This window comes from Achromobacter sp. 2789STDY5608615 (genome assembly GCF_001298995.1).
In the GTDB taxonomy this organism is placed as follows: Bacteria; Pseudomonadota; Gammaproteobacteria; order Burkholderiales; family Burkholderiaceae_B; genus Achromobacter; species Achromobacter insuavis.
This window is the reverse complement of record NZ_CYTY01000013.1, coordinates 149,313-161,757: the sequence shown is the minus strand read 5'-3', so window position 1 is coordinate 161,757 and position 12,445 is coordinate 149,313. Positions and strand designations below refer to the sequence as shown.

Sequence of the window (12,445 nt, the reverse complement as noted above, 5' to 3'; positions counted from 1 at the left end):
CGCTGGACATCGGCACCTCCGAACTGGCGCAGGCGCCGAGCGCCAATACCTGCCTGGTGGAAATCGAGCTGTTCCAGGGAGCCGCGCCCGCGGTGACTGCGTTCGGCGGCCCCATCGAGGTGGACATCGGCGGCAAGGTCCTGGCGGGGCATTGACGCAATCGCCGGGCCGCCATCCGCGCGCGTGCCCGGCCGGCACCCGGTTTTCCTGGAGCATCAATTGGATAACGCTCGTATCGATCTGGATTGGGCCGCTATCTCCCATGCGCGGTCGCAAATCTATGGCTGGTTTTCGACGGTCTTCGCCAAGGAGCTGGGCCGTGAAGCCATGGCGCTTTACCTGGCGGGCGGCGTCGAGCCACTGCTGTCCGTCTTTTCGAACCTGGGGCTGGCGCGGGAGGCCGAGGCGGTGGACGGCGTGCTGCGGGAGTGGGCGCAACACGGTGATGCCTTGCTGGAGAACGCCGCCGACTTTGCCGCGCTGTTCCTGCTGGAAGGGCGGCATTGCCCGATCCCCTATGCCTCGTACTACCTGGGCGACGGGGGGGGGCTGCTCTATGGCAAGCCGGCGCAGTTGATGCGGTCGTTCCTGGCGTCCAGTCAGTTGCGCCTCGATGAACAGTTCAAGGAACCGGAAGACCACCTGTCCGTCATCCTGGCGTTGCTGTCGTGGTGGACCAAGGCGTGCGACCGCGCCGCGGACATCACGGCGCAGGCGCGCGATCAGGCGGCATTCATCGAATCCGCCCTGACGTCCTGGCTGGCGGCCTGGCAGGCCCGGATGGACGCGGTCGATGGCCTGGCCTTCCGTTTCTACCCGGCCGTGGGCGCCTTGCTGGCCGCCTTCGTGCGCGTGGACCTGGAATGCCTGAACACCTTCCGCTGAGCCTGACGCGGCGCATGCTGCGCGCGGCGCGGCCGTCGCGCCGCGTGGCCATCGTGCTCGTGGCCGGCGCGTTGACCTGCTATGGCGCGGTGCAGTTCTGGTCATCCCGCGACCCGGCCGTCGCCTTCCGTGAAAGCGGCGACGTCGCCCAGCTCATCGCCGCGGTCACTCGCCTGGAGCAACGCACCGCCCAGGCGCCGCAGGACTACGCCGCCCAGCGGCTGCTCGCGCACGGCTATCGCGCCATGGGCCGCCATGCCGACGCCGTCCACGCCTTCGGCAAGGCGTGGCCCCTGGTGCAGGACGACCCCGACGAACTGGCCCTGTTCGCCGCCACCCTCGCCATTTACCGAGGCGGCTTTTCCGGCAAGCCCGATGAGCTCCTGCAGCGCGCCCTGGCGGCCGACCCGTCCCACGCCAACGCCCTGATGCTCAAGGGTGCCTCGGCCTACGAGCGAGGCGACTTCGGACTTGCCCGGCGCACCTGGGAGCGCGTCCTGACCCAGGGCGGCCTGGACGACGAGGACCTTGAATGGGTCCGCGCGCAGATCGCCCGCCTCCCGGACCCGATGGTCACGACCGCGCAGGCTAAGACAATTCCTAAATAAACCCGTCCCCCATTGACCCGTATCAACTCTCTATATAACCAAAAGCGATAAGTTAATGCCACAACAACACAATTCGCGGAGAAGTCTGTGCCTCACCCCCCACCCGAAGTCCCCCTCCCGGGCAAACGCGGTTTCCTGAAGAACCTGCTCGGCCTGAGCGCCGCCGCCACCATCATCCCCATCCGTGCCGAAGCCGGCACCGGCATCAACCAGCAACCCCCTCGTCGTCCCGGCATCCCCGGCAAGCGCTACGGCATGCTCGTCGACCTGCGCAAATGCATCGGCTGCCAGTCCTGTACGGTCAGCTGTTCGCTCGAGAACCTGCCGCCGGTCGGCCAGTTCCGCACCACCGTTCTGCAATACGAAGTCCAGCCCGACAGCGGCAGCCCCTGTGCCATGGTGATGCTGCCGCGCCTGTGCAACCACTGCGACAACCCGCCCTGCGTGCCGGTCTGTCCGGTGCAGGCCACGTTCCAGCGCGAGGACGGCATCGTGCTGGTCGACAACCAGCGCTGCGTCGGCTGCGGCTATTGCGTGCAGGCCTGTCCGTATGACGCCCGCTTCATCAACCACGACACCCAGACCGCCGACAAGTGCACCTTCTGCGAGCACCGGCTCGAAGCCGGCCTGCTGCCGGCCTGCGTCGAAAGCTGCGTGGGCGGCGCCCGCGTCATCGGCGACCTGAACGATCCCGACAGCGCCATCTCGCAACGGCTGGCTGAGCACCGCGCCGACATCAAGGTGCTCAAGCCCGAGATGAAGACCGATCCGCACGTCTATTACATCGGCCTGCCCGATGCCTTCGTACACCAGATCGACGGCCAGGCCGGCGTGCGGCTGGCCGGTGGCCATTGAGAAGGGGAGCGCCATGCAGATCACTGAATTGCTGACGCCGGTCTACGACGCCGCCTGGCTGCCGTGGGCCGTGCAGTACTTTTTCCTTATCGGCATCGCCGCGACCGCGGCGTTGACCGCCGCCGGCGCCGCCTTTGGCGAGGCCGGCTCGTCGGCGCGCCGCCTGCTGCCGGCCGCGGTCACCGTGTTGCTGGTGTGCGCCATCGCGGCGCCCGTGTCGCTGCTGGCCGACCTGCACCAGCCGGGCCGGTTCTGGCATTTCTATACCCGGCTGACGCCGTGGTCGTGGATGTGGCTGGGGGCGTTGCTGCTGCCGGTCTTCACCGGACTGGCGGTGCTGTTCTGCGCCGCCCGGTGGTGGGGGCGCATGGTCTGGGTGCGGCTGTTGGGCATCGCGCTGGCGCTGTCGGCGGTGTCGATCCTGGTCTACACCGGCGCCGAGGTGATGGTGCTGCGGGCGCGGCCGCTGTGGCACACGCCGTTCCTGCCGCTGAATTTCGCGCTGACCGCGTGGCTGGGGGCGCTGGGGGCGATGTTCCTGGTGGCGCGCTGGCTGCCGGGCGGCCTGAAGGCGCTGCCGGCCGAGCTGCTGCGCCGCCTGAGCGTGACGGCGGTGGTGATGATGCTGATCGGCGCGGGCGCCTGGGTGCTGCTGGGCCTGCTCGGCCAGGACCCTTCGTTCGATGCCGCGTTGCGCCTGTTCGGCGAATTCCCGGTATGGCGCGCCAGCCTGGCCGGCGCCGTGGCCACCGGGTTCTGCATGATCGCGCTGCTGCAACGCGCGCCGCGCGCGCTGGCGGCGCCGCTGCCGTCGGCGGCGCTGGCGCTGACCATGCTGGCCGCCGCCTGGATCTTCCGCTGGGTGGTGTTCATGAGCGTGCAGGGCGTGCCCAAGTATGGCGCCGGCCTGTACCTGTACGACATGCCCTGGGGCAGCGACGGCCTGCTCGGCATGATCGGCGTGCTGGGCCTGTGCGCCGCGCTGGTCGCCGCCGTGACCTACGCGCTGGAACTGTTCCCGGCCCGCACCCGCGGCCTGGCCGCCTGAGGGCGCCGGCCCGACACGAATTCGCATCGAGATGACCATGGACAAGCGACACCAAGACGACAAGCCCGACGCCCACGCGGACGGACCCGATCAACCCGACAACGCCGCGCGCCGCAAGCTGATCGCGCGCGGCGGTGTGGTCGCCGGCGGCATGGCCGCGTTCGCGGCCGGCTATGGCGAGACCGTCGCCAAGGCCGTGAAAGGCCTGGCGCAGGGCACGGCCGGCGTGCCCACCGCGCACGCCGTGCGCGGCAATTCGCTGACGCCGGAATTCCGCATCGATCCGGTCAGCGGGCTGCTGTCGGCCCAGCCGGGCCAGACCGTCAGCCCTTCCAGCTGCCTGGGCTGCTGGACGCAGTGCGGTGTGCGCCTGCGCGTCGATACCGCGGCCAACCGCATCCTGCGGGTGGCCGGCAACCCGTACCACCCGCTGGCCACCACGCGGCCGGCGGCGATGGAGACGCCGGTGCGCGAGACCTACGCGCAACTGGGCGGCGACAATGGCCTGGAAGGGCGCGCCACGTCCTGTGCGCGCGGCTCGGCCATGCTGGAGCAGATGCACAGTCCGTACCGCGTGCTGCAGCCGCTCAAGCGCGTCGGCGGCCGGGGCGAAGGCAAGTGGCAGACGATTTCGTTCGAGCAGCTGGTGCAGGAGGTGTGCGAGGGCGGCGACCTGTTCGGCGAGGGCCACGTGGACGGCCTGCGCGCGATCTTCGACCGCGACACGCCGCTGGACCCGGCCAACCCGGAGTACGGCGCCAAGGTCAACCAGTTCCTGTTCACCGATGCGTCCAACGAAGGCCGCACGCCGCTGATCCAGCGCTTTGCCGGCCAGTCGTTCGGCGCCGTCAACTTCAGCAACCATGGCTCGTACTGCGGCCAGAGCTTCCGCGTCGGCGCGGGCGCGGCGCTGGGCGACCTGAAGGGCATGCCGCACGGCAAGCCGGATTGGGACAACGCCCGCTTCGGCCTGTTCATCGGCGCGGCGCCGGCGCAGGCCGGCAACCCGTTCCAGCGCCAGGCGCGCCAGCTGGCCGAGGCCCGCACCCGGCCGCAGGAAACCGGCTTCACCTACGTGGTGGTGTCGCCGATGCTGCCGGCCTCGTCCAGTCTGTCGGCGGGCTCGGGCAATGAGTGGGTGCCGGTCAATCCCGCCAGCGACCTGGCGCTGGCGATGGGCTTGATCCGCTGGATCCTGGACAACGAGCGCTTCGATGCGCGGGCGCTGGCGCAGCCGGGTCCCGCGGCCATGAAGGCGGCGGGCGAGGCGGCGTGGACCAATGCCACGCACCTGGTGATCGCCGAACCCGGCCATCCGCGCCTGGGCAGCTTCCTGCGCGGCGCCGACCTGGGCTGGGCCAGGCCGGCCGATGCCGGCGAGAAATGGGAAGACGTGTACGTGGTGCGGCGGGAGGACGGCAAGCTGGCGCCGCATACCGGCGCGCTGCCGGCCACGCTGTTCGTGGACGAGGCGGTGGCGGCGCCGGGCCTGGCGGGCGCGCCGGCCGCGCTGCGGGTATGCAGCGCGCTGGCGCTGCTGCGCGATGAAGCGCGGCGCAAGTCGCCGGCGGAATACGCCGCGCTGTGCGGCGTGCCGGCGGCCAAGATCGCCGAGCTGGCCGAACGTTTCACCAGCCACGGCAAGCGCGCCGTGGCGGATGCGCACGGCGGCACCATGAGCGGGGCGGGCTTCTACACCGCGTACGCCATCGCCATGCTCAACACGCTGGTGGGCAACCTCAACGTCGAGGGCGGCCTGGTGCTGGACGCCGGCCCGTTCCCGCCGTATGGCGCGGGGCCGCGCTACAACATCGCGGGCTTCGCCAACCGCGCCACGCCCAAGGGCGTGGGCCTGTCGCGCAACCGTTTCCCGTACGAGAAATCGAGCGAGTTCAAGCGCAAGCAGGCCGCCGGCCAGCCGGTCTATCCGGCCGCCGCGCCCTGGTATCCGGCCACCGGCGGGCTGAGTTCCGAGATGCTGGCGTCGGCGCTGGCGGGCTATCCGTACCGCGCCAAGGTCTGGTTCAACCACATGAGCAACCCGGTCTACGGCATCGCCGGGCTGAAGAGCGTGCTGCTGGACAAGCTGAAGGATCCGAAGCTCCTGCCGCTGTCGGTGTCGATCAATCCGTTCATCAACGAGACCAACGCGCTGGCCGACTACATCGTGCCCGACACCGTCACCTATGAAAGCTGGGGCGTGTCGGCGCCGTGGGCCGACGTGGTGGCCAAGGCGTCGACGGTGCGCTGGCCGGCGGTCGAGCCGCGCGTGGCGCGCAGCGCCGACGGCGCGCCGGTGTGCCTGGAGTCGTTCCTGATCGCCTGCGCCAAGCGCATCGGCATGCCGGGCTTCGGCGCCAACGCCATCGCCGACCAGGATGGCAACCGCTATCCGCTGGACACGGCCGAGGACTTCTTCCTGCGCGGCATCGCCAACATCGCCTTCGGCGCGGGGCGGCCGGTGCCCGAGGCCAGCGATGACGACCTGGAACTGACCGGCGTGGCGCGCTATCGCGATACGCTGCAAGGCAAGCTCAAGCCCGAGGAATGGCGGCGCGTGGCCATGGTGATGAGCCGGGGCGGACGCTTCGACCGCATGCCGGATGCCTGGAACGATGCCGGCCAGACGCGTCAGGCCTGGGCCAAGCCGCTGCAGGTCTGGAGCGAGGAACTGGCGGGCTTTCGCCACGCGATGACGGGCGAGCGCTATAGCGGCTGCCCGACCTGGTATCCGGCGCGGCTGGCCGACGGGCGCGACGTGCGCCAGCAGTATCCGCGGGCGGACTGGCCGTTCCTCTTGAGTTCGTTCAAGTCCAACCTGATGAGCTCGATGTCGATCGGGGTGGACCGGTTGCGCCAGGTGCATCCGCACAACCCGGTGTCGATCAACCGCCAGGACGGCGAACGGATGGGCTTGCGCAATGGCGACCGGGTGCGCATCGTCACGCCGGGCGGGGCGGTGACCGGCCTGGCGTTGCTGCGCGACGGCATCCAGCCGGGCGCGGTCGGCATCGAGCACGGTTACGGCCATACCGAGCTGGGCGCGCGCGCCCATCTGGTGGATGGTCAGCCGATGCCGCACGATCCGGCGCTGGCGGCGGGCGTGAACCTGAACGACCTGGGGTTCGGCGATGCGACGCGCGGCGAACATGCCAACGTCTGGATCGACTGGGTCTCGGGCGCGGCGGTGCGGCAGGGGTTGCCGGCGCGCATCGAGCGGGCCTGAGGCTGCGTCGCGGCGTCGGGTGGCGCCGGCGCCGCGATGGGCGACGGCGCTGGGGCGCTAGCGCAGCACGGTGTCGGCCACCAGTTCCAGCCCGCTGGCCGGCACGTCGGTTTCCACCGGCGTGCCGCCCACGTCGCCGGGCTGCGGCATCGCCGTGCCCGAGCGGCTGACGCGGATTTCGACGCGCACGCGGCCGGCGCTGGACAACAGCGCCTGCGGCGACATGGCGTTGCTGTCGTCGAGCGTGAAGGCGCGCGGCAGGTCGGCGGCGCGCAGCCGCAACACGGCCAGCGGCATGCGCGAACCCGAGGCGGGGCGCGCCAGGATGAAGACGGTGTCGGTCGGTTGCACCTGGGCCATCAGGGCGGGGGCGATCCGCGCCTGGCCGCTGAGGCGGCCCGGGGCGGCGGCCTGGCTCGCCGGTGGCGTGGCGGCGGACGCTTGCGAAGGCGAGGATTGGGCGGTCACCGGAGCCTGGGCCGGCGTCGCGGGCTGCGCGCCGCCAGCCGATGCGACCGCGCGGGCCTGGGCGATGTTGGATTCGATCTGGCGCGCGGCCTCGGAATCCGGCGGCAGCAAGCTTTGCAGGCGCTGCCAGTATTCCAGCGCCTGGGCGGCGTCGCCGCGCCGCAGGGCCATCATGCCGGCCAGCGCCAGGGCCTTGGGCTGGTCGGGGTTGACCGCCAGCGCCTGCGCCACCGCCGCGATCGAGGCCGCGTCCGGCGCGCCCTGGTTGGCGGACAGCAGCGCGTCAGCCAGGTCGGCCAGCACCTGCGGCTGCGCCGGCGCCAGCCGCAGCACTTCGCGGTAGGCGGCGGCCGCGTCGGTGTAGCGGCCCAGGGTTTCGTAGGAGCGCGCCAGCGTGTACCAGCCATCGGCGTCATCCGGCGCGGCGCGCAGGCGCTGGGCCAGCGCGTTGATGGCCAGCGCCATGGCGTCGCCGTCGTCGCCGGCATGCGGTTCGGCGGCGCCGGCCGTGGCCACGGTGGCGGCGGCGCGCGGGTTGCCCAGGTGCTGATAGAGCAGGGCCGCCGCCAGCGGCACCGCCAGACTCAACAGGCAGGCGACGGCGATGCCGGCGCGCTGGCCCGCGGCCGACGGCGCCGCCGCGCCGCGCCGGGCCAGGTCCTGCAGCAGGTCGCGTTGCAGTTCCTCGTCGGCGCGCATGGCCGCGTCGGCGCTCAGGGCGCCATCGCGCTGGTCGCGCCGCAGCTGCTCGCGCTGCGCCAGGTAGAAGGCGCGCAGGCCGGCATCGGCCGCGTTGTCCTCGGCCGGCGGCGGACGGCGCAGCAGCGGCGGCACCAGGCACAGCAGGGTGGCCAGCAACAGCGCCAGTACGGATAGCCAGAGCGCGGTCATGGGCCGCTATCCAGGTAGCGCGCCGCGCGGGCGCGTTCGTCGGCGGTCAGCGGCGGCCGGCTGCGGGGCCGCCGCGCCACGGTGCGCCACAGCACCGCGAAGCCCAGCGCCAGCAGCGCGAACGGGCCCAGCCACAGCAGCCAGGTGATGGGCTTGAAGGGCGGCTCATAGCGCACGAAATCGCCGTAGCGGTCTTCGAAGAAGCGCATGATCTGCGCGTCGCTGCGGCCCTCGGCCAGCTGGCTCCGGATCAAGTTGCGCATGTCGTGCGCCAGCGGCGCGTTGGATTCGGCCAGCGACTGGTTCTGGCACACCAGGCAGCGCAGGCCATGGGCCAGGTGCTCGGCGCGCTGCTCCAGCGCTGGCGGCAGCGGGGGCGACGGCGCCTGGGCCCGGGCCGGCGCCAGCGACCCCAGCGCCAGCAGCAATGCCAGCAGCGGCGCGGCCAGGCCATGGCCCGGGCGGCGCCGCGGCGGCTGGCCGCCGCGCCCCTCCTGGATGCCCGGCGATTGCGCCGGGCGCCAGGCCGGGGCGGGCGCGGGATGGCGGGACCGCGTCATCATTGCAGCGCCTCGATCATCGGTTGCAGCCGGGTGCGCCAGATATCCGGCGTGATCAGGCCCAGCTGGCGGTAGCGGATGCGGCCGGCGCCGTCGATGACGAAGGTCTCGGGCACGCCGTAGACGCCGTATTCGATGCCGACGCGGCCGTCGACGTCGCTGGCGGACGCAATGTACGGATCGCCATGACGGCCCAGCCAGGCCAGCGCGTCCTCCGGCTTGTCCTTGTAGTTCAGGCCGTACAGCGGCACGTTGTGCCGCCGCGCCACCTCGCGCAGCACCGGCAGTTCCTCGCGGCAGGGCGCGCACCACGAGGCCCACACGTTCAGCAGCCAGACCTTGCCGCGCATCGCCTGCACGTCCAGCCGCTCGCCGGGCGCGTGCAGCAGCGGCAGGCCGATGGCGGGGGCGGGCTTGTCGATCATGGCCGAGGGCACGGCGCGCGGATCGCGCGACAGCCCCATGGCCAGGAACACCGCCATGGCGAGAAAGACCGCGAGCGGCACCAGGTATCGCAGCATCAGTAGCCCTCGCGCGGCGTGGCCGGCACGGCGCCGGCGCGGGGGTGGGCGGCCCGCGCCGCTTGCTGGCGGTAGCGCCTGTCGCCCGCCGCCAGCAGGCCGCCCAGCGCCATCAGCAGGCAGCCGGACCAGATCCACGCCATGAACGGCTTGACCTGGATGCGCACCGTCCAGGCGCTGCCGCCGGCCGGTTCGCCCAGGGCCACGAACAGGTCGCGGGTGAAGCCGCTGTCGATCGCGGCCTGGCTCAGCGGCATGTCCTGCACCGTGTAGAGGCGCTTCTCCGGATACAGCGTGGTGACGGGCCGGCCGTCGGCGCGGGTGACGCGGAATTCGGCGCGCTGCGCGCTGTAGTTGGGGCCGGTGGCCGGCGCCAGCGCGGCGAAGGTGAAGCGGTAGCCGCCGGCCTCCTGCACCGCGCCCAGGTCCAGCCGCAGTTCCTGCTTGACCTCGTAGCCGTTGGCCAGGGTGGCGCCGGCGATGAAGACGCCGATGCCGGCGTGCGCCAGCAGCATGCCGTACCAGGCGCGCGGCTGGCGCCCCAGGCGCCGCAGCCAGTGGCCGTCGCCGTCGGTCAGGCGCTGCCAGGCATGGGCGGCCGCGCTGGCGATCGACCAGGCCGCCAGCCACAGGCCCAGGATCACCAGCGGCGAGCCCAGCCGCGCCGGACCCGGCATGGCCAGCGGCAGCAGCACCGCCGTGGCCACGCTGACGCCGAAGGCGACGCGCAGCCGGCGGCCCAGGTCGGGCGCCTGCGCCTGCTTCCAGCGCGCCACCGGGCCGACTCCCATCAGGAAAATGGCCGGCGTCATCAGCGGCACGAAGACGGCCTCGAAGTAGGGCGGACCGATGGAGATCTTGCCCCAGTCCAGCACGTCCAGCACCACCGGGTACAGCGTGCCCAGCAGCACCGAGGCGGCCGCCACGGTCAGCACCACGTTGTTGGCCAGCAGCAGCGATTCGCGCGACAGCAGCGCGAAGCCGCCGCCCAGGCCGACCTTGGGCGCGCGCCAGGCGTACAGCGTGAGCGAGCCGCCCACCACCAGCGTCATGAAGCCCAGGATGTACAGGCCGCGTCCCGGATCGACCGCGAAGGCGTGGACCGAGGTCAGCACGCCCGAGCGCACCAGGAAAGTCCCCAGCAGGCTGAGCGAGAACGCGCACAGGGCCAGCAGCACGGTCCAGCTGCGGAACGCGCCGCGCCGTTCGGTGACGATGAGCGAATGGATCAGCGCGGTGCCCGCCAGCCACGGCATGAAGGACGCGTTCTCGACCGGGTCCCAGAACCACCAGCCGCCCCAGCCCAGCACGTAGTAGGCCCAGGCGCTGCCGAGCAGGATGCCGAGGGTCAGGAAGGTCCAGGCCGCCAGCGTCCACGGCCGCACCCAGCGCGCCCACAGCGCGTCCAGTTCGCCGGACAGCAGCGCCGCGATGGCGAAGGCGAAGGCGACCGAGAAGCCGACGTAGCCCATGTACAGCATGGGCGGATGCACGATCATGCCCGGGTCCTGCAGCAGCGGGTTGAGGTCGCGGCCGGCCATGGCCGGCGGCATCAGGCGCTCGAAGGGGTTGGACAGGAACAGCAGGAATAGCAGGAAGCCGGCGCTGATCCAGCCCATCACCGCCAGCACCCGGGCGACGAAGGCCAGCGGCAGGCGCCCGCTGCGCAGCGCCACCGCCAGGGTCCAGGCGCTGAGCAGGTACAGCCACAGCAGCAGCGAGCCTTCGTGGCCGCCCCAGACGGCGGCGAAGCGGTAGGCGGCGGGCAGGTCGGCATGCGAATTGGCGGCCACGTACAGCACCGAATAGTCGTTCTGCAGGAATGACCAGGCCAGGCAGCCGATGGCCACCGTGGCCAGGCCGAACTGCGCCACGGCGGCGGGCCGCGCCACCGCCATGCCCGGCCGCCAGCCGGTGGCGGCGCCGACCAGCGGCAGCGTGCCCTGCGCCAGCGCCGCCAGCAGCGCCAGGATCAGGCTGAAGAGGCCGATCTCCGGGATCATCGCGCGTCCGCCCGCGCCGTGTTGGCGGTGGCGCCGGCGGCGGCGCGCTTGAGCGCATCGGCGGCTTCGGGCGGCATGTAGTTCTCGTCGTGCTTGGCCAGCACCTCGGAGGCATGGAACACGCCGTCGGCGTCGAGCTTGCCGGCGGCCACCACGCCCTTGCCCTCGCGGAACAGGTCGGGCAGCAGGCCCTGGTAGGTCACGGGCACGGCGTGCGCGGTGTCGGTGACGATGAAGCGCAGCTTCAGGCCGTCGCGCTGCACCGAGCCTTCCTGCACCAGGCCGCCGACGCGAAAGCTGCCATGGGTCGGCGCCTCGCGCGCCGCCACCTGGGTCGGCGTGAAGAAGAACACCAGGTTCGATTGCAGCGCGTTGAGCACCAGCGCGACGGCCGCGGCCAGCAGGCCCAGGCCGCCCAGCAGCGCCAGGACGCGGCGCCGGCGCGGGCTCATCGGCCGTCCCCGGCGCGCAGCCGGGCGGCGCGGCGGCGGGCCCGCGCCCGGCGCCACAGCGAGCCGGCCTCCCAGCCGATCAGCGCCAGCGTCACGCCATAGGCGCCCAGCAGATAGGGGCCGTGGCCCTGCAGCGAGAACAGCGTGTCCCAGCTCATCGGCGCTCCCGGGCGGGTTCGGTGGCGGCCGGTTCGCGTTCGGCGATGATGCCGCGCACCCGCGCCAGCGACGCGGCCGCGCTGTACAGCCAGAACGCGATCACCATCAGCAGCATCGCCGCCAGCATGACGCGCGCCATGCTGGGCGCGGTGGTCAGGTTGATCGAGGCGCCCTGGTGCAGCGTGCTCCACCAGCGCACCGAGAAATAGATAATGGGCACGTTGACCACGCCGGCCAGCAGCAGGATGGCGCCGCCGCGGTCGCCGCGGCGCGGATCGTCGCTGGCCGCCTGCAGCGCCATGAAGCCCAGGTACAGGAACAGCAGGATCAGCTCCGAGGTCAGGCGCGCGTCCCACACCCACCAGGCGCCCCAGGTCGGCTTGCCCCACAGCGCGCCGGTCCACAGCGTCAGGAAGGTGAACAGCGCGCCAGTGGGCGCCAACGCCCGCATCATCATGAACGACAGCCGCGTCTGCAGGATCAGCCCGAGCGCGGCGTACAGCGCCATCACCAGGTACAGGAACATCGACATCCAGGCCGCCGCCACGTGGATGAAGAGGATGCGGTAGACCTCGCCCTGCTGGCTGTCGACCGGGGCCTTGACCAGGCCCACATAGAGTCCGGCGGCGGCGAACAGCGCCGCGGCCAGCGCCAGCCACGGGATCAGCCGGCCGGCCAGCGGATAGAAGCGTTGCGGCGCGGCGTAGCGCAGCCAGCCCGGGCGCGCGGGCGGGGTCGGCAGCAGGGTGAGATGCGGGGGCGAGTGCAT

The 12,445-nt window shown here is 71.9% G+C and carries 12 protein-coding genes; 5 read left to right on the top strand and 7 right to left on the bottom strand.

Annotated elements, in window-relative coordinates:
• Nucleotides 1-183: 183 nt before the first annotated feature.
• The 5 genes from torD to AOZ49_RS13835 all read left to right on the top strand — a co-directional run bounded on the left by torD (nt 184) and on the right by AOZ49_RS13835 (nt 6,622).
• A complete protein-coding gene (gene torD / locus AOZ49_RS13855; protein ID WP_231690342.1) occupies nt 184-885 on the top strand; it encodes a molecular chaperone TorD in 702 nt (233 codons plus the stop codon).
• Entirely contained in the window at nt 864-1,493 is a 630-nt protein-coding gene (locus AOZ49_RS13850) for a tetratricopeptide repeat protein (RefSeq protein WP_156350144.1), read from the top strand. The genes torD and AOZ49_RS13850 overlap by 22 nt, the downstream gene beginning before the upstream one ends.
• An 87-nt stretch (nt 1,494-1,580) precedes the next feature.
• Nucleotides 1,581-2,348 carry a sulfate reduction electron transfer complex DsrMKJOP subunit DsrO gene (gene dsrO / locus AOZ49_RS13845; protein ID WP_054475915.1) on the top strand — a complete coding sequence of 256 codons (768 nt, stop codon included), beginning with the start codon at nt 1,581-1,583 and terminating at the stop codon, nt 2,346-2,348.
• 13 nt (nt 2,349-2,361) lie between these two features.
• A complete protein-coding gene (nrfD, locus tag AOZ49_RS13840; protein WP_054475913.1) occupies nt 2,362-3,396 on the top strand; it encodes an NrfD/PsrC family molybdoenzyme membrane anchor subunit in 1,035 nt (344 codons plus the stop codon).
• A gap of 37 nt (nt 3,397-3,433) precedes the next feature.
• Entirely contained in the window at nt 3,434-6,622 is a 3,189-nt protein-coding gene (locus AOZ49_RS13835) for a tetrathionate reductase subunit A (RefSeq protein ID WP_156355656.1), read from the top strand.
• 57 nt (nt 6,623-6,679) lie between these two features.
• Here the strand turns inward: AOZ49_RS13835 and ccmI are convergent, their stop codons facing one another.
• The 7 genes from ccmI to ccmC are packed head-to-tail and all read right to left on the bottom strand — an operon-like array spanning nt 6,680 to nt 12,445.
• Nucleotides 6,680-7,981, bottom strand: a complete 1,302-nt coding sequence (gene ccmI, locus AOZ49_RS13830) for a c-type cytochrome biogenesis protein CcmI (protein WP_054475908.1) — start codon at nt 7,979-7,981, stop codon at nt 6,680-6,682.
• Nucleotides 7,978-8,544, bottom strand: coding sequence for a cytochrome c-type biogenesis protein (locus AOZ49_RS13825; protein WP_231690341.1), 567 nt, complete (start codon nt 8,542-8,544; stop codon nt 7,978-7,980). Before AOZ49_RS13825 ends, ccmI begins: the two co-directional genes overlap by 4 nt.
• Nucleotides 8,541-9,062: a DsbE family thiol:disulfide interchange protein gene (locus AOZ49_RS13820; RefSeq protein WP_054475906.1), complete on the bottom strand. Its 522-nt coding sequence runs from the start codon at nt 9,060-9,062 to the stop codon at nt 8,541-8,543. Before AOZ49_RS13820 ends, AOZ49_RS13825 begins: the two co-directional genes overlap by 4 nt.
• Nucleotides 9,062-11,065 carry a heme lyase CcmF/NrfE family subunit gene (locus AOZ49_RS13815; protein ID WP_054475904.1) on the bottom strand — a complete coding sequence of 668 codons (2,004 nt, stop codon included), beginning with the start codon at nt 11,063-11,065 and terminating at the stop codon, nt 9,062-9,064. Before AOZ49_RS13815 ends, AOZ49_RS13820 begins: the two co-directional genes overlap by 1 nt.
• Nucleotides 11,062-11,517, bottom strand: a complete 456-nt coding sequence (ccmE, locus tag AOZ49_RS13810; protein ID WP_054432202.1) for a cytochrome c maturation protein CcmE — start codon at nt 11,515-11,517, stop codon at nt 11,062-11,064. Before ccmE ends, AOZ49_RS13815 begins: the two co-directional genes overlap by 4 nt.
• Nucleotides 11,514-11,675: a heme exporter protein CcmD gene (ccmD, locus tag AOZ49_RS13805; protein ID WP_054432201.1), complete on the bottom strand. Its 162-nt coding sequence runs from the start codon at nt 11,673-11,675 to the stop codon at nt 11,514-11,516. The genes ccmE and ccmD overlap by 4 nt, the downstream gene beginning before the upstream one ends.
• On the bottom strand, nt 11,672-12,445 hold the full coding sequence (gene ccmC / locus AOZ49_RS13800; RefSeq protein ID WP_054432200.1) for a heme ABC transporter permease CcmC: 774 nt from the start codon (nt 12,443-12,445) through the stop codon (nt 11,672-11,674). Before ccmC ends, ccmD begins: the two co-directional genes overlap by 4 nt.